The organism is Kitasatospora sp. UYEF31, assembly GCF_057291755.1.
Window position 1 is genome coordinate 62,415 of record NZ_JBXAWK010000022.1, and the last position, 20,759, is coordinate 83,173.

The 20,759-nt window shown below is 66.4% G+C and carries 16 protein-coding genes; 9 read left to right on the forward strand and 7 right to left on the reverse strand.

What is annotated here, in order from left to right; all coding sequences use genetic code 11:
• Nucleotides 1-773 precede the first annotated feature (773 nt).
• Entirely contained in the window at nt 774-1,181 is a 408-nt protein-coding gene (locus AC0Z36_RS13725) for a hypothetical protein (RefSeq protein WP_485463114.1), read from the forward strand.
• Between the two features lie 98 nt (nt 1,182-1,279).
• Entirely contained in the window at nt 1,280-1,552 is a 273-nt protein-coding gene (locus AC0Z36_RS13730) for a hypothetical protein (RefSeq protein WP_485463115.1), read from the forward strand.
• A gap of 192 nt (nt 1,553-1,744) precedes the next feature.
• On the opposite strand, the gene AC0Z36_RS13735 is transcribed toward AC0Z36_RS13730, so the two are convergent.
• Entirely contained in the window at nt 1,745-6,685 is a 4,941-nt protein-coding gene (locus tag AC0Z36_RS13735) for an FG-GAP-like repeat-containing protein (protein WP_485463116.1), read from the reverse strand.
• 352 nt (nt 6,686-7,037) lie between these two features.
• On the opposite strand from AC0Z36_RS13735, the gene AC0Z36_RS13740 reads away from it, so the two are divergent.
• The 4 genes from AC0Z36_RS13740 (at nt 7,038) to AC0Z36_RS13755 (ending at nt 16,340) form a co-directional block, all read left to right on the forward strand.
• A complete protein-coding gene (locus AC0Z36_RS13740) occupies nt 7,038-13,577 on the forward strand; it encodes an RHS repeat domain-containing protein (RefSeq protein ID WP_485463117.1) in 6,540 nt (2,179 codons plus the stop codon).
• An 8-nt stretch (nt 13,578-13,585) separates the two neighbouring features.
• Entirely contained in the window at nt 13,586-13,873 is a 288-nt protein-coding gene (locus AC0Z36_RS13745) for a hypothetical protein (protein ID WP_485463118.1), read from the forward strand.
• A gap of 223 nt (nt 13,874-14,096) precedes the next feature.
• The gene (gene tnpC / locus AC0Z36_RS13750; protein ID WP_485463119.1) at nt 14,097-15,590 is read left to right on the forward strand and encodes an IS66 family transposase; all 1,494 of its coding nucleotides are present in this window, start codon (nt 14,097-14,099) and stop codon (nt 15,588-15,590) included.
• 9 nt (nt 15,591-15,599) lie between these two features.
• On the forward strand, nt 15,600-16,340 hold the full coding sequence (locus AC0Z36_RS13755; RefSeq protein WP_485463120.1) for a hypothetical protein: 741 nt from the start codon (nt 15,600-15,602) through the stop codon (nt 16,338-16,340).
• A gap of 413 nt (nt 16,341-16,753) precedes the next feature.
• Here the strand turns inward: AC0Z36_RS13755 and AC0Z36_RS13760 are convergent, their stop codons facing one another.
• The 4 genes from AC0Z36_RS13760 to AC0Z36_RS13775 form a co-directional block, all read right to left on the reverse strand.
• Complete coding sequence (locus tag AC0Z36_RS13760) at nt 16,754-16,918, reverse strand: hypothetical protein (protein ID WP_485463121.1); 165 nt, start codon at nt 16,916-16,918, stop codon at nt 16,754-16,756.
• On the reverse strand, nt 16,915-17,301 hold the full coding sequence (locus AC0Z36_RS13765) for an IS30 family transposase (protein ID WP_485463140.1): 387 nt from the start codon (nt 17,299-17,301) through the stop codon (nt 16,915-16,917). The genes AC0Z36_RS13760 and AC0Z36_RS13765 overlap by 4 nt, the downstream gene beginning before the upstream one ends.
• Nucleotides 17,302-17,370: 69 nt before the next feature.
• On the reverse strand, nt 17,371-17,571 hold the full coding sequence (locus AC0Z36_RS13770; RefSeq protein ID WP_485463122.1) for a hypothetical protein: 201 nt from the start codon (nt 17,569-17,571) through the stop codon (nt 17,371-17,373).
• Nucleotides 17,572-17,769: 198 nt separating this feature from the next.
• Complete coding sequence (locus AC0Z36_RS13775) at nt 17,770-17,982, reverse strand: helix-turn-helix domain-containing protein (RefSeq protein WP_485463141.1); 213 nt, start codon at nt 17,980-17,982, stop codon at nt 17,770-17,772.
• A gap of 102 nt (nt 17,983-18,084) precedes the next feature.
• Here AC0Z36_RS13775 and AC0Z36_RS13780 point away from each other — a divergent pair, with 102 nt between their 5' ends.
• From AC0Z36_RS13780 to AC0Z36_RS13790, 3 genes are all read left to right on the forward strand, one after another.
• Nucleotides 18,085-18,552 (forward strand): hypothetical protein, encoded by a 468-nt coding sequence (locus tag AC0Z36_RS13780; RefSeq protein WP_485463123.1) that lies wholly within the window; start codon nt 18,085-18,087, stop codon nt 18,550-18,552.
• Between the two features lie 155 nt (nt 18,553-18,707).
• The gene (locus AC0Z36_RS13785; RefSeq protein WP_485463124.1) at nt 18,708-18,989 is read left to right on the forward strand and encodes a hypothetical protein; all 282 of its coding nucleotides are present in this window, start codon (nt 18,708-18,710) and stop codon (nt 18,987-18,989) included.
• A gap of 254 nt (nt 18,990-19,243) precedes the next feature.
• Complete coding sequence (locus AC0Z36_RS13790; RefSeq protein WP_485463125.1) at nt 19,244-19,825, forward strand: NUDIX hydrolase; 582 nt, start codon at nt 19,244-19,246, stop codon at nt 19,823-19,825.
• Here the strand turns inward: AC0Z36_RS13790 and AC0Z36_RS13795 are convergent.
• Nucleotides 19,792-19,956, reverse strand: coding sequence for a hypothetical protein (locus tag AC0Z36_RS13795; protein ID WP_485463126.1), 165 nt, complete (start codon nt 19,954-19,956; stop codon nt 19,792-19,794). The genes AC0Z36_RS13790 and AC0Z36_RS13795 overlap by 34 nt on opposite strands.
• Before the next feature lie 253 nt (nt 19,957-20,209).
• On the reverse strand, nt 20,210-20,752 hold the full coding sequence (locus AC0Z36_RS13800; protein ID WP_485463127.1) for a GNAT family N-acetyltransferase: 543 nt from the start codon (nt 20,750-20,752) through the stop codon (nt 20,210-20,212).
• Nucleotides 20,753-20,759 lie beyond the last annotated feature (7 nt).

Below are 20,759 nucleotides of genomic sequence, written 5' to 3' on the forward strand. Positions count from 1 at the left end.
GGGGCTTTGCCGTGTCGCTTGTCCGGGGCCGGTCGAAGCCTGTCGGCTCCGGAACAGTCCCGCACCCACATCCTCACGACCTTCTCCAGTCGTGTGGTCCGGCCCTCGTGAAGACGGGATGGAACCCAGGAGGTGCGATTTGCACATGGCCCAGACCATAAGCAGGTTATCGGGCCGTAATCAACCCGCTTGGGTATTTCCGCTGGTCAGCAGGGGGTTATCGACTTTCCCCGGAAGCGCTTCACCGGGTTCACGGCGATGGTTCATCGACCGCACTGTTCCGAAATGCCGGAATTGCCGGAAGATCGCTGACGCCTCGCATTCGCTAGGCGACTCCACGTCACGATCTCACGCTGGGCGACTTTTCGATCGCTTTACAGTCCACCGGACAACGACCTTCTCGGTCGGGACTTTTGTCCAGTATTGTCCGTTTTTGCTGTTATGAGTGAGCAGCGTCACACGTCGCCATCGGTTGTCCACCCACCCCTCGGGTAAACCGGACCGCCACGGCCCTCCAGGACACCGCCTCCGAGCTGCGGGGATAGGGTCCTCGAATCAATTCGGCCATATTTTTGAATTACCAAGGGAATAAGTGACTCCGCAGGCAATGCGTGTGACCGTTGCCACTTTCACTGCCAATCGGGGTGCCCGACACCACTGAACGTGCGGTTCCGGAAACTCTGCGGCACCCTGAGGCGGTTGCGGGGTGCAACTCACGTTGTGTTGCCGGACTTCCGCCCCGGGCGGGCGGGGCCGAAAGGCACACGGAGCACATGACCGGACTCGGGAACGCCGAAGGCCCCCGACGGCTGGTGCCGGACCGGGGGCCTTCGGTGGATCGCTGCCGCGGAGGGCGTTGGATTCGAACCCACGAACACGGTGACGTCCAGGAGATCGGACAGCCCGTCCTCGAGGACGTTCCTCCGGTCGACGAGTCTGTACTACTCCACGCCCCGAGTGCAGGCGTACCGCCCGTACCCGCGCCCCGCGATGAGCACTTCGCCGCAGCCCGCCGCCTCACCCGGGCTGTGCACGCCGAGACCGGCCGCCCCGTCTCCATCCGGCGGCTGCGGACCGAGTTCGGCATCGGCCAGGACCGTGCCACCGCCCTACGTCGCGAACTGGACGCCGAGCGAGTACGGACGGCCGTCGAGTCCGTCGACGGCTTCGCGCACTCCTGACCGCACCTCTCTATACGCATCTGTACGCAGGCCCCGGCCCGCATGCCTGGCAGCCATCCGGCCGGGGCCTGCCTTCCCCCTTCGAGGAGACGAGCAGCATGACGCACCCGCACACCCAGGACCAGGACCACGAACCGCTGTTCGCCGACGTCATCGAACTGCGCACCCGTCGCGTACCGGCAGCACGAACCTTTACGGAGGTGCCCGTCCCGCCGACGGCTGAACTACTGGAGCAGGCCGGGCTTCCCGTCCCCGCTGTGGCGACCGCGGATCAGGCCGACCAGGAGCACGCCGAACCGGACGTACCTGCCGTACCCGGAAGCACCGGTCCGGCGGGACGTGGGTCTGTCCGATCCTGGATCGGAACCTGATCAGCCGCCGCCTGGAGCACCGGAGTTAATCAATCCTGGGGGGGGGTGCCCTGTGGGCGAAGACCGCCAGTGTGACGACCCCGAGTTGCTGTACGGCACACAACCCGTGCGTGAAGCACTGTGGCCCGGCACCCCGAACCATCCGGGGTGCCGGGCCACAGCTGTGCCTATTGCGTCGGGTGGACTGTCAGGTCACCACTTCCCGGGGTCGGTGCGCCAGCTGGCGGCGGGTGCGTTGAGGCTGCCGTCGGGCTTGGCGGTGGCGGTGAAGGCGGTGTAGGCGCCGTTGCCGTAGTTGTAGAGGGAGAAGAAGTCTGCGCGACCGTCGCCGTTGACGTCCCCGGTGAGGAAGCGGCCCTGGTCTGCGCGCCAGTTGCCGTCGCCGGAGTCCCAGACGCGGGTGTCGGCGCCGAAGCCGCCGTCGGGGGTGGCGGTGAGGGTGAACATGGCGAACAGGCCGGTGCGGTCATTGCCGTAGTCGTAGGCGGCGGCCAGGTCGGCGCGTCCGTCGCCGTTGACGTCGGCGGCCATGAGCTGGACGCGGGGGCGGTCCCAGGACCCGTTGGGGACGTGCCAGCTGCTGGTGGGGGCGCTGAAGCCGCCGCCGGTCTGGGCGAGCCAGGTGAACGCGGTGGCGGAGCCGCCGTCGTACAGGTACATGCCGGCGACGTCGGTGCGGCCGTCGCCGTTGAAGTCCCCGGCGGTGTAGCGGGCGTCACTGTAGCGCCAGTTGCCCGCACCGATGTCGTAGTTCTTGACGGGGGCGTTGAAGCCGCCGTCGGTGCGGGAGGCGAAGGTGTGCAGGGCGATGCTGTCGTTGGCGTTGCCCACGACGGCGATGAGTTCGGCGCGTTTGTCGCCGGTGGTGTCGCCGGCCAGCAGGGTGGTGCGGTCGAAGTCCCAGCCGGTGGCCTGGGTCCAGGATTTGACGGGGTTGGTGAAGCCGCCGTCGGCGCGGGACAGCCAGGTCGACAGTTCGACCTTGCCGTCGGTGTACTTGTACAGGGCTGCGATGTCGTCGCGTCCGTCGCCGTTGAAGTCTGCGGTGGTGTACTTGGCGGCGGTGACGCACCAGCCGCCCTGACCGGACTTCCACGATTCCGTGGGGGCGCTGAAGCCTCCGTCGGACTGGCCCAGGTGGGTCCACAGCCCTGCGGAGCACTGGCCGTAGTCCATGACCGTGGCCATGTCGGCGCGTTTGTCGCCGTTGAAGTCGCCGGTCAGCGTGGTGCGGGGTGTGGGTGCTGCTCCGGTGCCGGTGGTGTAGCCGGTGACGCCGCCGCCGTAGTCGTTCCAGCGCAGGTAGCCGCCCTGGAAGTCGGAGCGGGCTCCGGCGGCTACGGCGTACTCGTCGGAGGTCGGGAAGCCCAGCCAGCCGTTTTCCCAGTTCTGTCCGGCCCAGGTGGAGCGGATGGCGCCGCGGACGGTCCAGGCGCCGGTGGCCGGGCTCCAGTAGATGGAGGCGGTGTCACCGGTGTCGGTGGTTTTGCGGAAGTGGTTGAAGCGCCCGGGCTTGTTCGGGGTGGCGGTCTCGTCGGTGGTCGGGTAGCCCAGGGCAGCGGGGCCGCCTGCGGCCAGGTACCGCTCGTAGATGCCGTTGTGGACCGACCAGGCCCCGAAGTTGGGGGTCGAGTAGATCGCGCCGGGGTAGTTGCCGGGGCCGCCGGCGAAGGTGGCGTACCGGCCGGTGCCGTCCGGTCCGGTCAGCTGGTCGGAGGTCGGGTAGCCCAGGAAGCCGTTCTCGTAGCCCAGGGACGCCCACTTGTTCAGGACGGGCCCGTCGACGGACCAGGCGCCGGTGCCCGGGTGCCAGTAGATGGCGCGGTCGGGGCCGGTCAGGCCGGGGGCGGACCGGAACCAGGAGAAGCGGCCGACCGTGTCGGCGGAGACGCCGATGCCCTCCTGCGGGAGGCCGAACTTGGCCGGTCCGCCCAGGGCGAGGTACTTCGCCAGGACGGGTCCGCACAGCTGGTGGTTGCCGGTGGAGGCGGTGAACGTCTGGCAGGTGCTCCAGGGGGTTCCGCCGTCGGCGATGGTGCGGGCCGGGCCGAACGCGGAGCCGTTGTTCAGTGCCTGGCCGGGGAATTCGATGAGGCGTCCGTCGCCGGTCTGGGCCCACAGGTCGGCGTAGCCGTCGCCTTCGAGGTCACCGTCGGAGGACAGGGTGGGGTAGGTGGTGGGGTTGTACCCCGAGCCGATCTTCGTGCCGAGGCCGGTGAGGACCAGCTGGCCGGCGGGGTTCTTGGTGAAGCCGTACTGGAAGACCTCGCCGGCGGCGGTGCGGTTCCACAGCTCGGGTGTTGCGTCGCCGGTGGTGGTGCCGGGTGCCGCCAGGGTGGTGTTCTGCCAGCCGGTGGCGCCGAGCAGGACGGGCTTGTCGAGCTTGCCGGTGGTGGTCGTGCCCTGGAACAGCCACAGCTGGGCGTTGTCGCCGCCCTTGCCGTCGCCCTCGATGGTGATCAGGTCGCCGAGCTTGTCACCGGTGACGTCGCCGACGGCGAGGATCTGCCGGACGCGGGACCAGTCGGTGGCGTAGGTGGTGCACTTTTTAGTCTCAGCCGCCGGGTCGGTGCACAAGAACGCGGGCGGGCGGGCGACGGTGCGCTTGTTGGCGAGGGCGAACTGCTGGCCGCCGAAGGCGTCGGTGCCGCCGGCGGTGGCGCTGTTGCGGTAGAGGGCCAGTTGGGAGTTCTTCCAGGTCCACAGGTCGTCGGTGGGGATGCCGTTGCCGCCGCGGTGGGTGACCAGGCTGGTGTTCCAGCCCTGGCCGTCGGGGGCGTTGTCCTTGTTCGAGGCGGCCTTGGCGCCAGCGGCGGGGTCGGATCCCAGGGGGAACATCTTCAGGGTGCCGTCGCCGTTGGTGCTGACGAGGTCGACCTTCCCGTCGCCGGTGATGTCCCCGAGGGTCGTCTTGGTGTCCGGGTTCCCGGGGACGTAGAAGGAGTACGCCTTTTGCTGGGAGCGGTTCCCGGCCCAGTCGACGGTCTGGACGTAGAGGGTGTTGGTGCCCCACATGGTGGGGGTGAGCTTCAGCGGGGTGCCGTTGGCGGGGACCTGGGTGCCCCCGCCGCCGACGGGCAGGGTGGTGTTGAAGCTGTACTCGTAGAACCAGACGCCGGAGCGGTCGTCGGTGGCGTTGAGGGTGAAAGCAGCTTCCTGCCCGGCGTACTTGGCGGCCGGGGTGGCGGAGCCGGATTCGGGGTAGTCGGTGGAGGTCACCGTCGGCACGGCGGGTGGGGTGGCGTCGACGGTGAAGGTGCAGCCCTGAACCCAGTCGGAGGTGCGGTCGCCGTCGCCGGACTGGACCTTCCAGAAGTACGTGTGGCCGTCGGTGAGGTTGCCGGCCTGGGCGGAGGCCCAGTGGGTGCCGGTGCCGCCGCTGAGCCAGCCGCTGTCGAAGACCACCGGCTGGGCGCCCGCGGCGTCCTGGACCTGGAAGCGGGCGTCGTTGAACTGCCCGTCGGGGTCGCCGACCCAGGCGCCCAGACCTATGCCGGTGGCGGCGTTGGTGGCGCCGATCCAGCCACAGTTGCCGTTCCCGTTGATGGGGGCCGGGTTCATGTTCAGGTCCCACGGGTTGTACGGGGCGCTGTTGTACTCGACGTAGAGGTAGGTGTCCTTGGCTTCACGGGAGAACCGTTTGAAGCCGTTGTTGTCCGTGCTCTTGGTCTCGTTGCCGTACAGGCCGAAGGTGACGTTGCCCCAGTTGGCGTGGTCCTTGAGCTTGTCTGTGATGTCGAAGTCGGCGAGGCGGTTGCCGCACTTGGCGTCGACGTTGGAGCTGGGCACGTTGATCGTGCGCCACGTTCCGCCGTCCGAGGGCTGGTTGTTCCAGGTGGTGCCGTTGGTCAGGTTGTCGCCGACCAGGTGCAGGGACACCGGCTGGGTGTCGGTGTTGGCGCAGGACCACACGGCCGAGTCCACCTGGGTGGCGTTGAAGACGGCTTTTTTGATGCTCTTGCCGCTGAGGTCCATCGGCATCTGGAAGAAGGAGCGTTCCAGACCGGTGGTCGTGCGCCACCGCTGGTAGCCGGCGCCGGGCTGGTAGTCGGTGCGGCCGTAGCCGGGGGTGGACGGGTAGGCGGACTGGACCCAGCCCCAGGCGGTGGGGTTCTTGGCCCAGGGGACCCAGGAGGGGTCGATGTAGACGGGGAAGACGGTGTCCGCGGCGGTGAGCATCGTCTGGTCTGGGGTGAGCGCCAGGGTGGCGCCGGAGACGGAGGTGTCCAGGGCGGCGGTCTTGGCGCGGGCGCCGGGGCGGTCGGTGGTGGAGGCGAGTTCGGACGGGGGGATCGCCTCCAGGGCGGCGGCCTGCGGGGTTGCGGCCGGCGCCGTCTTGAGGGCGGACTTCCCGGCCGGGGGCACCGTGCCGGTGCCCGAATCCCACATCTGCGGGGCAGGGGCGGTGAACGCCGTCGCCCCGCCCTTGTCCTTGGCGGTCAGGGTGCCGGCGGCACTGTCCTCGGTGACCGTGACGCCGTCGGTGGCGACCCCCAGCTTCAGCTGGGACAGCTTCGGGTTCTTCGCGGCGTCGGGGGTTTTGACGATCAGGACGTGGGTGAAACCGCCCTGCTCGGTGGCGGTGACCTTCAGGTCAACGCCGGGCAGGACACCGGGGTAGAGGGCGCTGGCGCCGTCCATGCGGGGTGCGGGAAGCGGCTCGGGCCAGGTGAGCGATAGTTTGCGGCCGTTGTTGTCCAGCGCGGCCAGCGGGGCGGAGCCGCCGCCGGAGAAGGCGATGTCACTGGTGGTCGCCTTGGGCTTGAGCAGACCGTTGGGGGCTTTGGCCAGCGTGGGGTCCAGGTCGGCCCAGGCCCCGTTCTTCTTCGCCCGGGATGGCTCGACGGAGCGTTTGAGGACCAGGACGCCGTCGGGTCTGGCGACGACGCTGTCGGTCTCGGTGGTCAGTTCCGGCAGGGGGACGTCCCGTCCGGTGCGCTTGGCCAGTGCCAGGGCGTCGTGTTCAGCACGCGCGCGCCCGTCCACGGGGGGCTTGTCCGCCGCAGGTGCGGCGGCACCCGCCGCTGAGGCGGGGCCCGGTGTCGCGCTGACGAGCCCGGCGGCCAGGGCGAGGCTGACAGCCCCGCACAGGGCGGCTGTCCGGCGCGGTGAGGGTGGTCGGGTACGGCCCATGAGGGCTCCTTGCTGGAACGAAAAAGAAGAGTCGCAAATGTGCGCGGAACGTACCTGAAGGTGAGATTTCCTAGCAATCGGCGCATCGCTGTGCTCAGGGTCACGTTTGACTTCTGATATCGCGTCACATTGCTGCGCGTAAGCAAGCGATCTATGTCTATTCGGACCTAACCGAACATGATTCGCTAACGCGGATCAAACACGACCCCTGGTATGTGACGCCCGTCCATGGCGGGGCTCACAGGGGCGACTTCAATCACACAAAACGGACAACTAACTGGACGTAAGCTTCGGCGCACTTTGATCGATACGGGACCCGTGGGGGCTCGGGTCTCGTGGCAGGGGAGCTTTCGTGCGCAGATTGTCGTGGGGGACCGGTTCGCCGATCCGTGGTTCGAGGGCGGCTGCCCGCCGGACGGTGGTGGCCGCCGTCTTCCTCTCGCTGATCGCCGGCGTCGCGCCGGCCGAGGCGGCAGCCTGGAAGCCGAAGGACGACCGCCGCTGGTCGCCGCGCGCCCTGGACGACACCCCGTCGATCAATGGCAACAACGCCGCCAAGCCGAAGCCCGCCGTACCCCGGGGTGACGGGCACCCCGCCTGGAATCCGGCGAAGGTCACCTGGCCCAAGGCAACCGCTGTCGAAGCGGTCCCCGGAACGCTGCCCGCGGCGGGATCCCGCTCCGCGCGCCCGGCGGCATCGCCGTTCGCAGCCCCCGCGCCACTGGCCGCCGCCCCCGGCAAGGTGCCCGGCACCCCCGTGTGGATCGCCGGCTCCGCAGGATCAACCGCACCCGGAACCCTGCGCCTGACCACCGAACCGCAGGCCCCCGCCGCCCCGGACAAGGTCCGGGTGGAGGTCGCCGACAAGAAGGTCGCCGACAAGGCCGGCGTGGACGGCCTGCTGCTGGCCGTGGGCCGCAGCGACGGCCGTACGGAGCCGGGCCGCCTGACCGTCGGGGTGGACTACGCCGACATCCGCGGCGCGTTCGGCGGCGACTGGGCCGGCCGGGTCCGCCTGGTGACGCTGCCCGAGTGCGCGCTGACCACGCCGGACCGGGCCGAGTGCCGCACCCAGACCCCGATCGCCTCGCACAACGACCCGAAGGCTTCGCAGGTCGTCGCGGACGTCGACCTGGCGGCCCCGGCCGGCGACAGCCGCATGCTGAGTACCCCGGCCGGCGGCCGGATGGTGCTCGCGGCGACCGCCGGACCGACCGGAGCCTCGGGCGACTACAAGGCCACCTCCCTTTCTTCGACCGGCTCCTGGCAGGTGGGCGGCAACTCCGGCTCGTTCTCCTGGTCGTACCCGATCGCGGTGCCGACCGCCCTGGGCGGGGCCGCGCCCAAAGTCTCGCTGGCCTACAACTCCGCGGGCGTGGACGGCCGCACGACCTCGACCAACAACCAGTCCTCCTGGGTCGGCGACGGCTGGGACTACTCCCCGGGCTTCGTCGAGCGCTCGTACAAGGCCTGCACGAAGGATGGCCAGGAGCACACTGGCGAACAGTGCTGGTCCCCGCAGAACTCCGTGACCATGTCCCTGTCCGGCAGCAACACGACCCTGGTCAAGGACGACAAGACCGGGCTGTGGCGGACTGAAGGCGATGACGGCTCGAAGGTCGAGCTGCTCACCGGCACGAACAATGGCGACAACGACGGCGAGCACTGGAAGGTGACCACAGCCGACGGCGTGCAGTACTTCTTCGGCGCAAACTACAAGCCGGGCGGCGGCAACACCGGCGCGACGACCAACTCCGCCTGGACGGCCCCGGTGTACGGCAACAACGCCGGAGAGCCCTGCAACAAAGCCTCGGGCTTCGCCGACTCCTTCTGCAACCAGGCCTGGCGCTGGAACCTCGACTACGTCGTGGACCCACGCGGCGGCCTGGTCACCTACAGCTACGCCACCGAGAAGAACTCCTACAAGCGCGGCGCCACCACCGTCGGCACCGGCACGCTGACCCCGTACACCCGCGGCGGCTACCTCACCAAGGTCACCTACGGTTCGCGGGCCACCGACAGCGGGAAGCCCACTGCGCAGGTGCTGTTCGACACGGCCGAACGCTGCCTGCCGACCAAGGACTTCGACTGCGCCCCGGCCAAACTGACCAAGGCGAATGCGGCGAAGTGGCCGGATGTCCCCGTCGACCAGCAGTGCGCCGCCACGGGCACGTGTGAGAACTACTCGCCGACCTTCTGGACCACCCGACGCCTGACGAAGATCACTACGCAGACGCTGGCAGGCCCCGCCTACCAGACGGTCGACGAGTACGCCCTCGACCAGGAGTTCCCCGACCCACAGGACGGCACCTCGCCGACGCTGTGGCTCAAATCGGTCATCCGGACCGGATTCGACGGCGCGAACAAGACCGTTATGCCGGCTGTGGACTTCGCCGGGCAGTTCCTGAACAACCGGGTCGACAAGGGCGGCGACCTGGCCCCGCCGATGAACCGCCGCCGGCTCTCCACCATTACGTCAGAGAGCGGCGCACAGACCAACGTGCAGTTCGCCGCACCGGACTGCGACGCCAATGCCCTGCCCGCCCCGGATACCAACGGCAAACGCTGCTACCCGATGTGGTGGAACTACGATGACCAGGCCGAGCCGGTCGTCCACTGGTTCCACAAATACGTCGTCTCCGCAGTCACCGAGTACGACGCCACCGGCGGCGCCCCAACCCGCTCCACCCGCTACGAGTACGTCGGCCCCGCCGCCTGGCACCGGGACGACAGTGAACTGACTGCGGACAAGAAGCGGACCTGGAACTCCTTCCGCGGCTACGGCCAGGTGATCACCCGGGCTGGTGTCGCCCCGACCCCGGTCACCCAGGCCTCCGCGTTCTACCTGCGAGGCATGGACGGCGACGTCAAGGCGGATAAATCCAAACGCGCGGTGTCCCTCACCAACTCCGTCGGCGAGCAACTGACGGACACGGACCGGTTCGCCGGATTCTCGTACGAGTCGCAGGCCTTCACCGGCGACGGCGGCACCCTGGCCGGTGTCACCTTGAATACGCCTTGGGCTGGCGCGGTTGCCGCCAAGCACGTCCGCGGAACGGGCCTGCCGGATCTGACCGCACAGATGCAGCGCACTTCGTCGACCCGCACACGGTCGCTGCTGTCGGACGGCAAGACCTGGCGCCAGACCCAGACGTCGAACACCTTCGAGCCGACCTACGGGCTGACCACCCAGGTCGCCGACACCGGCGACGGCGTCCAGGAGATGTGCACGAAGTCCTCGTACACGCACAACACCGCGCGCAACCTGATCGGGCTGCCCACCGAGGTGGTGTCGGTGGTCGGGAACTGCGCGACCGCACCGGGCGCGACGAGCACGGTGTCCCATTCCCGGACCCTGTACGACAACCTGCCGTTCGGCCAGGTCGGGCAGATCGGCGATGTCACCTCGACGCAGGCCGCCACCGCGTACACCGGGGCGGTGCCGGTGTTCACCACGGCGGCGACCACCGTGTCCGACACGTACGGTCGGCCCGTCTCGGTCAAGGACGCGCTGGGCTCGGAGACGACGACCCAGTACACCCCGGCGACCGGTTCGCTGCCGGTCTCGGTGACGGTGACGAACCCCCTGGGCTGGGCGACCAGCACCACATACGGCACGTCCCGCAACCTTCCGGTGAAGACGGTCGACGTCAACGGGCTGACCACCGAACTGACCTATGACGTGCTCGGCCGCCTGACCTCCGCCTGGTTGCCGGGCCGGAGCAAGGACGTCCAGTCGGCGGACCTGCAGTTCGCCTACAGCCTGAACAAAACCGCACCGAGCACGGTGACGACGAAGAAGATCCGCAACGACGAGTCGTACGCGGTCAGCCACCAGATCCTGAACAGCTTCCTGCAGCCCCGCCAGACCCAGGACTCGACGGCCACCGGCGCGACCGGCCGTCTGGTCAGCGATGTCTTCTACGACAGCCTCGGCCGGGCGGTGAAGTCCAACAACACCTACTTCAATGCCTCCTCCGAGCCGTCGACCACCCCGTTCGCGGTGAACGACAACGAAGTCCCCGGCCAGTCCGGTGTCTTCTACGACGGCATGGGCCGCAAGACCGCCGAGACCTTCTCCTCGAAGGCCGTCGAGCAGTGGCGGTCCACGACGGCCTACCCCGGCGCGGAGCGCACCGACGCGACCCCGCCGGTCGGCGGCGTGGCGACCACCGCGATCAGTGACGCCCGCGGAAAGCCCGCCGAACTGCGGCAGTACAAGGGCGACAAGCCCGAGGGCGCGTTCGACAGTACGGCGTACGCGTACGACCCGCGTGGCCAGCTGAAGTCGGTCAGGGACCCGGCGGGCAACACGTGGGAGTACTTCTACGACCTGCTCGGCCGGAAGACCAAGACCAACGACCCGGACCAGGGCACGTCCACCACCGACTACGACGTCCTCGGCAAGGTCACCCAGTCCACGGATGCGGCCGGGCAGAAGCTGAGCTACGGCTACGACGTCCTGGGCCGTAAGACGGACCTGTACAGCGGGACGCCGACCGACGCGACCAAGCTCGCGCACTGGTCCTACGACCGGTTCGCGAAGGGCCAGGCGGACGGGGCGACCCGGTACGTGGGTGGCGCCAAGGGCGCCGCGTACACACAGGAGATCACCGGATTCGACACCGGGTCCTACCGGCCGGCCGGCTCGCGGGTGACGATCCCGCAGGTCGAGGGCAAGCTCGCCGGCACGTACGAGACATCGATGATCTATGAGCCGGTGACGGGTCTGCCGTATTCGACCGACCGCCCCCAGGTCGGGGACATCGACGCGGAGACGGTCGGCTACTCCTACACCGCCGGCGGCCAGCTCAGCGCGATGGGCGGCAAGGACGACTACGTCAACTTCACCACCTACGACCCGTACGGCAAGCAGCAGCGGATCACTTACGGCGATTTCCCCAAGCAGGTCGCGTTCTCGTCCGTCTACGACGAGGCGACCGGCCGGGTGCTGAAGACAACTCTGGACAAGCAGGCCCAGGCCACCACGTCGGTGGACATCACCGGCTACACGTATTCACCGGTCGGCGACGTCACCTCGATCAGCACCCAGCAGGACACCGGCGGCCGCGACACCCAGTGCTTCGCCTACGACCCGCTGCGTCGGGTGACCCAGGCATGGTCGGACAAGGGCGCAGTGCAGGAGAAGCCGGGGCCGTCAATCCCGGGCGTCGGCGGGTGCGCGAACACCACCCCCAGCAGTGCATCGGTGGGCGGCCCGGCGCCGTACTGGCAGTCGTTCGAGTACGACGTGGTCGGCAACCGCACCCAGCAGATCGACCACGGCGTCGGCGGCGCATCGGACACGGCGACCTCCTTTGAGGCCCCGTCGGCCGGGGACGGCTTCCCGCGCCACGCGGTGAAGTCCGCGACCGTACAGACCGGTTCCGCGGCCCCGGTCAAGACCGGCTACGGCTATGACAACAACGGCAACACGACCACCCGTCCGGGCACGGACGGCAAACCGCAGACACTGACGTGGGACGTCGAGGGCCGGCTCGCCAAGACCGCCTCGACGGTCGGCGAGTCCTCCAGCGTCTACGACGCGGAGGGCGAGCGCCTGATCCGGCGGGAGCCGGGCCAGACCACCTTGTACCTGGACGGGGACGAACTGACGCTGACAGCGGGCGGCCAGCTGAAGGCCACCCGCTACTACGCGGCGGCCGAGGGCCCGTCGGTGGTGCGGTCGGGCGGCAAACTCACCTATCTCGCCAGCGACCACCACGGCACGGGTTCGACCACGCTGGACGCGTCGACGCTGGTGGCGACCCGGCGGGCATCCAAGCCGTTCGGTGAGGCCCGCGGTCCGCAACCGTCGGCAATGACCGGTGGTTGGCCGGACGACAAGGGCTTCCTCGGCATGCCGATGGACGCGACGGGCCTGACGCACATCGGCGCGCGTGAGTACGACCCGACACTAGGCCGGTTCATTTCGGTGGACCCGCTGATGGACCTGTCCGACACGCAGCAGATGCACGGGTATTCGTACAGCAACAACAGCCCGCTCACGTACTCGGACCCCAGCGGGTTGTCGATTGAAGAGTGCATGAGCGGTCAGTACATCTGCAAACCGGGCCCCCCTGGAAGGGGTGGTGGAGGCGGCGGCTTCTCGGTTGTCGGTTTTGGTGAGAACTACGAGGCCATCACGCTCAGTGCCGGTGGCGTGGTGCCACAGTCGTACTGCGACACCCACCGATGCACTCAGGGCAGCGGAAGGGGAGCTGGCGGCGGAACGGGTGGCGGCCATAACTGGATCGACGTCGATGCCGGAAACTGGGTTAAGGAATACACCAAGAAGCCCAAGACGTCTAAATTCGCCTCGGCGTTTGTCAAGGCTATTTCTGTTCACGATACGGTCAAGGAATATGTAAAAGCATTTGCTGGCCAGGCTCCATCTTTGATCGGGCATGCCGTGGAAGCGGGAATGTCGGTACAGATGATCGTTGGGGGTGGCGGTATGACCGCGGCCGCGGTCGGCGAGTGCGCACTAGCAGGAGTTCCTACTGGCGGTGGGATGTGCGTCGTTGCGGTAGGCCAGGGAGTGGTTGGCGTGACTGCCATGGCTGCCGGTGCCGCTGGCGGTTATGATGGGGCTCAGAAGCTCGGCGACGACATCAGTACGGCACTTTCCGAGGCGAAGGATTCCGCTTCGATTAAATCGACGCGGAAGGGGGCACAGTCCCTCACGGATCGGGCAAATGAGCATCAGGCAAAATTGGACGCGTACCGAGCAGATCCTTACGCCTATGACAATATGGGGATCCTGGCCAAAAATGCGTCGCGGCCTGGAGTTCAGGAACGAATCATCAGAACTCGAATCGAACACTTGGAGAAAGAAATTGCCGGATTCCGCAAGCAGGCGGAACAGAAACTTCGAGATATAGGGGAGTGAAATAGTAGATGAATATTCAGATTTCCGAACTGCGCAAGGTGATGGATGCCCTCCTCTCTCACGTCGAGGAAACGGAGGGAGTGGAGTTGTCTATTTCGGATGACTATTTCTGGAATATCCCGCCAGATCAGCTCTATGATCCCACCGAATATCCAAGCGGACTGACGATGGGGCAGCTGAGCGAGTCTTGGCAGTTCTCCCTGGAGATTACCGAGGATCGCGAAAAGACCCTGGGGTACGGACTGGTCTGGCTGTCCGATGTGCTGCGCGCGATCGGCCATCGAGCGACCATGTGAAATGCGCTTGATCCCAGTCGCAGGTAGCTATTCAGCAGGGTGGGCTCCGCTGTCCAGCTCTGCTAGTTGATCGCTAAGTTGGCTACGTGTCTGATCCCGTTCGGCCCGATGAAGGGCTCTCTGTCGAACTTGCCGCCCTGCGCGGTGATTTGGCGTCTGCGCGTGTCCATTCACGGGTGGGAGGATTCTGAGGCATGCCTGACGGGTCAGTAGGTTGGTCCGCATGTCACAGCAGCCGTCGTACGCGGATCTGGCCGCGCTGGTCGCTGTCCAGGCCGGCGTGATCGATGAGCTGCGCGCCGAGATCGTGACCTTGCGGCTGGAGGTCGCGGAGTTGAAGCGGCGGCTGGACCGGGACTCCACGAACTCCGGCCAGCCCTTCTCGAAGGACTCGATCGCGGCAAAAGCCAAGAAACGGGCGGACTTGTCCTCGCGGGAGCGTTCCAAGGACCGCAAGCCCGGCGGGCAAAAAGGCCATAGGGATGTCCGGCTGGAGCCCGCCGACAAGCCGGACCGTACGGAGGTTCTCGCCACCCCCGCCGACTGCGGGAGCTGCGGCGGCGATCTCGCGGACGCCCGCGAGCTGGGGGGCACCTGGGCCCAGGTTTGGGACATCCTGCCGGTGGTCTTGGAGAAGGTCGCCTATGTGCTGCCCCGGCGACGGTGCGGCTGCGGTCACACGACCACCGCTCAGGTTCCGCACGCGCGGGCCGGCACCGTTTCCTACGGCCCGAACCTGAACGCGGCGGCCGTACTGCTGGGCAGAGAGGGCAACGTCCCGGTTGAACGCACCGCGACGCTGATGAACTTCCTGCTCGGGGTTGAGGTTTCCTCCGGATTCGTCGCCCGCGCCCATGCCCGCCTGGCCCAGCGTCTGGACGTGGCCGGTTTCGATGAGGCGATGCGGGTGGCCTTGCGCGGCGAGGCGGTGCTGTGCGGGGACGAGAGTCCGGTCCATGTCCTGCGCAAGGACACCGACTCCTTGGGACGGCCCTTGCCCGGAGCCCCCCACGCGATCACCTTGCGAACTCCCGGCGAGCGGCTGATCTGGTACATCCCCGTCAACGCCCGTTCCAGTGAGGCCATTAAGGGACTTGGGGTGCTGGAAGGTTGGGCGGGAGTGTTGGTGCGTGACGACTACAGCGGCTGGCATCAGTTCGACGCCACCTTGGGCGGGGTCCAGCAGTGTGCGGCGCACCTGATCAGGCACTGCAAGGCGGTGCTCGCCCTGGCCGAGGGTGGTGAGCAGGGCTGGGCGCGGAAGGTGATGGAGGTGTTGCGGGAGGCCGGGAAGGCGGTGGCCGCCGCGGGTGCGGACGGACGCGACAGCCTTGACGCGAAACTGCTGACGGACCTGCGGGCCCGCTACGACAAGGCGGTGGACTGGGGGAAGACGACCAATCGACTGCGGGATTGGGACAAGGCGGGAAACCATCCCGGCTACCGGTTGGCGGCTCGGTTGAAGGACAAGGCCGAGCAGGTCTGGCTGTTCACCCGGAACTTCGCGGTCCCCTGGACCAGCAATCCCAGTGAACAGGCACTTCGAGGGCCGAAACGGCATCAGGCCGTCTCGGGGTACTGGCATACGCCCGAAACGCTGGGCGACTATTTGCGGGTCCGCTCCTACCTCGTCAGCGCGCGCGGTCACGGCGTCACACCGCTGGCTGCCATCCACCGTGCCCTGAACGGGAACCCCTGGCTACCCGCGACAACGTAGCCCCCGTGAATGGACACCAATGCAGGGGTGAAGATTTTCATGGCTAGTGAAATTCATAAACCAGCACAGGTCGTAGCTGAGCCTCGACTTGCACTGTCTTGGCTGCGTGAGCGTCTAACGCGTTCAACCGATGTCCATCGACACGTTGTCACGGAAGTGGTACCTGAAGGGTTTCCCGCCTACGTCCGAGTCTTTCATAAGTGGTCAATTGAGGAAGATGTCAACCAGGTCATTACCTGGAAAGAATTGGCAGAAGAAGCAGGTGCAGAATATCATGGTGAATTGATGTTCAAGGCCCTAAATCCGGCGTTGGAGAGGCCTGGTGTCCCGAGTTGGTTTGTTGAAGACGGAGAGCCGGACCCGGAGACCCGGCATGGCCTTGTTGAGATCCTAGCCTCGGTTACGAATTCGGGTCAGGATATCTACTTCAGCTATGAACTTGCCAGAATTGTGCGCGGAATGGAGGAGCCGACTGTCTGGGTATCGTCCTTGACGGAGCTCGAAACTGTCAGAGCTTACGCAGACGAAGATGGGACTATCGGCCCCGAACACTGGTGGCCTGCCGACCGTAGCTGGGTTGTCGGCAGTGACTATGATTTGTGTTCCACTTATATTGCATGCTCTGAAGATCTTGCCGACCGGATCGCAGATAGTCATCTTGTTGAAGCGGTGATCGTAGCTTCAGATGCGCGGGTTGATTCCTCGGCGGACATACGCAATCGCCAGCCAGGCACCTCACATCGTTCGTAATCTGAGAATAGACTCTTGTCAATGAAATTCGAATCACTGCACTACATTATTTCCGGATATTTCCATGAAGATTGAGATCTGGAAGGAGAGGTGGAGGAGGTGGTTCGAGTTTTCTTTCGGCGCGACAGGCTCCGCATGAGTGGAGTCATGTCCGATATAGAGACAATTACGAGTGAATGCTTGTCCAGTGATGAAATTGAGAACCTCCTAGTCGGCATGGGGTGTTCTTATGATCCTCGGGATCGTTGCGATGGATACAGGAAATGGATTGCAGAAATATCAGATATACTAAAAGATCTTACAAAATCCGACATTTAAGCGTAACCATTCAACTGGTTCACGCCGTGTGACGGTTCCGGGCATGGTGTGACGGCCTGGGACCGGCGGTCACCGGCTGGGCGGGGCGGTGGTGCTCAGATGGGGGCGCGGGCCGCGGGTGGGAGCCAGGTGAAGCCGGTGAACACGCCGCGCGGGACGGTCAGCGGGTTGACCATGTGCTTGACCGCGGTGGAGAGCACGCCGCGGAGGCGGCTGACCTCGTTGTTGAAGGCGTGGTCGGCGGTGTTGCTTGATCTCAACTGGTCGAAGCAATTGAGGCGGCCAGCAGCTCGGCGAATACCTCGGCGGGTGTCTGGTAGTCGAGGATACGGCGGGGCCGGGCGTTGAGTTCCTCGGCGACGGCCCGCGGGTAGGGCTCGTGGGCGGTGATGTCGGTGCCCTTGGGGAAGTACTCGCGCAGCAGCCGGTTCGTGTTCTCGTTGGTCCCGCGTTCCCACGGGGAGTGCGGGTGGGCGACGTACGCGTCCGACTCCGTGGCCGGGGACAGGCGTTGGTGCTGGGCCGTTTCACCGCCCTGGTCCCAGGTCGGACTGGTGGGCATCTGCCTGGGTGCGTCGCGGACCGACTCGATGAGGGCGTCGCAGACGTCGGTGGCGTTCTTCCCCGACGGCAGGGGGACCAGGAATCGTGTAGCGGCTGGTGCGCTCGACCAGGGTGCCCGGGGCGGACTTCCCGTCCCTGCCGAGTGTTGTCAGCCGGTCCCCCGGCCTCCGGGGACCTTGCGGTCCTCGACTTCGGCGGGGCGGTCGTCGATGGAGCGCATGCCGACGATCCGGGCGCCGGTCTGCTTCGTTCGGCCGCGGGGGCGGCGTTCGGCCCGGCCCGAGCGCGGGGCGACGCCGTGGCGGGCGGGCTCACCCTTGGGCAGGGCGTGGATCCAGGAGGGGGGCACCTCCCGGACGGAGTCTGGGGGAGAGACGGCTTCGTGGGAGATCACCCTGTCAGGGTCGGTGCGGCCGCGTTCCCGGCGCAACCGGCCGGCGACCTGGTCGGGGGACAGTCCGCGGCCCAGGCGGGCCTGGACTTCACGGCGCAGGTCGGGTAGCCGGTCGAGTTTCCGCGTCTTGGGCCGGGAACGGGATTGTCCGGCCTAGTCGTTCGCGTGGTGGGCGCGGTAGTTGGCTCGGCCGCCGTGGCGGCTGATCTCCCGACTGACCACCGAGGGGCAGCGTCCGATCCGGGCGGCTGTCTGTCCGCCTTCCAGGTTCTCGACGATGCCCCGGGAGATCTCCTCGCGGTCTGCGGGCGACAGGGAGCACGGCGGGGCGGGACGTTCACAGGCTGCGGTCTCCGAGCGGTGGATGAGGCCACCGAGCCTACGAGACCAAGATCAATTGCTTCGGCCAGTTGAGATCAAGGACTGCAGTTGCTTTGGCTTAGAGATCAAGGAGGTTGAGGGTTAACTATGTCCGCCAGGAATCCGATTGAATCTGCCGCTCAAGTAGCAAGGGCTTTGTTCGGCCCGTCCATGGAGGGGATTTCAGTGCCGACTGTGGTTGATCTACATGAGGCGGTCCGGCGGTTTGCGCAAGTCGAGTTCGACGTACCTGATATCCCGGATTCCGATGGGTTCCTATTTCAATACGGCGGGGCAAATTGGCTTCCGGAGCCGACATTCATTGTTGGTTTTGTCCGCCAGTTTGAGGTTGCTGATGCAAATGGAGAGCATGAATACTATTCTCAAGTCCTGCTCGAATATCATTACGCGATGGACGAGGAGCTTGGGATCGCGGGCGGACATGAAAACTGGTGGTTCCGCGACGGCCCAATGCATTTTGAGGAATGGGCTGGCTTGGTAGAGAGAGACTCCATATGGAGTCTCGTAGGTGGGAGGCAACCTTACGGATTCGAAGTATCGCAGGATCAGGTTTGATTACTGAGATCTTCTCAGCAACGTGATGGCTCCACTGCGTGAGGTGCCCCGAGGCTCCCAGACACAGACCCAACTCGGCACAGAACATCGTGACTAGTGTGGAAGTTTGCAAGGCGAAGATCTTGGGGGATCTGGTGGGGCGTAACGAATTTCCCGTGCAGAACGTAGGCAACAGCGTGGTCTGTCTGTTCATCGAGCCCTACGGCGAGGACTACTGGATGAACCCTGGAGAAGGGCTCACTGTCCGGCAGACTGTCGACGGGATCGAAGTCTGGTTCTCCACCTGCGTCTCGCCGGACTGCATCACTGTGTGGCTCTACGAAGACGGCGACCCCACCAAGGTCGTACTCGACTACACAGTTGTCGACGCTGATGGCACCAGCCTGGACTGCGGACACCAGAGCCCCCCAGGACCGACTGAGTCCGACGCGGGCTGAGCCGAGGAAGATGTGCTTTCGTCCAGGCCGCTTCACGCTCCGCCCTCTTACAGTTCATACATCATGCTTCGCTTGACTTAGGGCTCACATCCCTTGCAGGTACGCGTACGCCCGCGCGCGAAGGACCAGTCCAGAAAGTCCAACAACTCCGCCCCAGAGTCCCGTACGAGCGTTACCTGTTGCGTACGTAACCACCACGACCACAGGCCACGTACTGACCACGTCGGCCTCCTCCGTCTTCTACGGTGGACGGCATGACAGCACCGCCGAGCGACCCCGTACGGGACTCCGCTGCCCAGGACATCCCCCAGTGGAAGATCCACGGCGAGAGGATCGTCGATGACACCCGCAAGGCCAAGTTGTCGATCGCTTCCGTGGAACTCCCCGACGGCGTGCCGTTCGAGCAGTACGTCCTCCGCCTCCCGGATGCGGCCATGGCCCTTGTCGTCAACGAAGAGAACCACGTGCTGATGCTGGAACGGCATCGCTTTATCCTCGGCCGCACTGTCCTGGAACTGCCCGGCGGCTACGTCGAAGATGGTGAGACCCCCGCCGACTGCGCACGCCGTGAAGCCGAAGAGGAGACCGGGTGGCGTCCGGCGACCATGGAGCATCTGGTCACTTTCGAACCGATGACTGGTACGGCTGCCGCGGCCAACCACATCTATCTGGGGCGCGGTGCCACCCGTGTGGGCGAGATGGACATCAACGAGGGCGCGATGCTGCGCTGGGTGCCGCTGGCCGACGCGGTGAAACTGGTCGCCGAAGGCCGGGCCGTCGGTGCCGCATCCGTGGTCGGGCTCTACGCCGCCCGGGAGCGGCTGGGCGTCAGCTGACGAGTACCACCGCACGGTCCAGGTGTGTCCCCGTACACGCGCTCGATGGCGTCGCCGGCCCGGGTCCAGCCCGGCAGGTCCGCCAGGAGGGCGCGGATCTCCTCGTCGTCGAGCGGAACCAGGGCAGTCATCAGCATCTCTCCAGGTGACGATCGGTCAATTCACGGCTGTGACTGTACGGCGAACACGGCGAGCAGGTCTCGGCCGTACCTCTGGCCTGCCCGCGGCGCCATCGGTGCAGGTCACGGCCACTCTGCCCGAAGGCCCTTCGTTTGTAGCTACGAACGAAGGGCCTGGCACCTGCCCGGCTCATGGGCATAGTTCGTTACTTCGTTTCTTTCGTCGGTACCGCCAAGCCGGGCGCCCCTTGGCCGGGCTTGGGGGTCAGAGTCGTTCGGACTCCAGGACTCCGTAGACGATGGAGTCCCGCCAGGCTCCCCGCGTGAACACGTGCTCGCGGATCGTGCCTTCGCGGGTGAACCCGGCGGCGAGAAGAGTCTTGTCCGAGACAGTGTTCAACGGAGCGCGAGCCGCCCAGACCCGGTGGAGCCCCAGGTCGTCGAACGCCAGCGTCAATGCGGCTCCGACGGTCTCCAGACCCAGGCCCTTGCCCCACGTATCGGTTGCCAGGGCGAATCCCACGGTGGCGGCGCGTTGCTGGTGCGGGTCCATCGCCAGGCGCACGACCCCGATGGTCCGGGCCTCGCCGCGCAGCATCACGGCCAGGGTGTATTCGATGCGCGGCTCGGCCTGCGCCGATGCCATCCAGCCGGACACCAAGGCGGCGGTCTGCTCCATGGTGCGCGGCTCGAAGCTCAGATGCCGGGTGACCTCCGGATCGCCGTAGACCGCGTGGACGGCGGCTACGTCTTCAGAGGTGAACTCCCGCAGTTCCAGGCGTTCGGCCTGCTGAATCACTGGATACATGGTCGGA

Bases quoted from the DNA above. Each gene is read 5' to 3' on its own strand.
- AC0Z36_RS13790 (WP_485463125.1), top strand. From the start codon at position 19,244: ATGACAGCACCGCCGAGCGACCCCGTACGGGACTCCGCTGCCCAGGAC.
- AC0Z36_RS13745 (WP_485463118.1), top strand. From the start codon at position 13,586: ATGAATATTCAGATTTCCGAACTGCGCAAGGTGATGGATGCCCTCCTC.
- AC0Z36_RS13780 (WP_485463123.1), top strand. From the start codon at position 18,085: ATGTCCGCCAGGAATCCGATTGAATCTGCCGCTCAAGTAGCAAGGGCT.
- AC0Z36_RS13755 (WP_485463120.1), top strand. From the start codon at position 15,600: ATGGACACCAATGCAGGGGTGAAGATTTTCATGGCTAGTGAAATTCAT.
- tnpC (WP_485463119.1), top strand. From the start codon at position 14,097: ATGTCACAGCAGCCGTCGTACGCGGATCTGGCCGCGCTGGTCGCTGTC.
- AC0Z36_RS13800 (WP_485463127.1), bottom strand. From the start codon at position 20,752: ATGTATCCAGTGATTCAGCAGGCCGAACGCCTGGAACTGCGGGAGTTC.
- AC0Z36_RS13730 (WP_485463115.1), top strand. From the start codon at position 1,280: ATGACGCACCCGCACACCCAGGACCAGGACCACGAACCGCTGTTCGCC.
- AC0Z36_RS13735 (WP_485463116.1), bottom strand. From the start codon at position 6,685: ATGGGCCGTACCCGACCACCCTCACCGCGCCGGACAGCCGCCCTGTGC.
- AC0Z36_RS13795 (WP_485463126.1), bottom strand. From the start codon at position 19,956: ATGACTGCCCTGGTTCCGCTCGACGACGAGGAGATCCGCGCCCTCCTG.
- AC0Z36_RS13725 (WP_485463114.1), top strand. From the start codon at position 774: ATGACCGGACTCGGGAACGCCGAAGGCCCCCGACGGCTGGTGCCGGAC.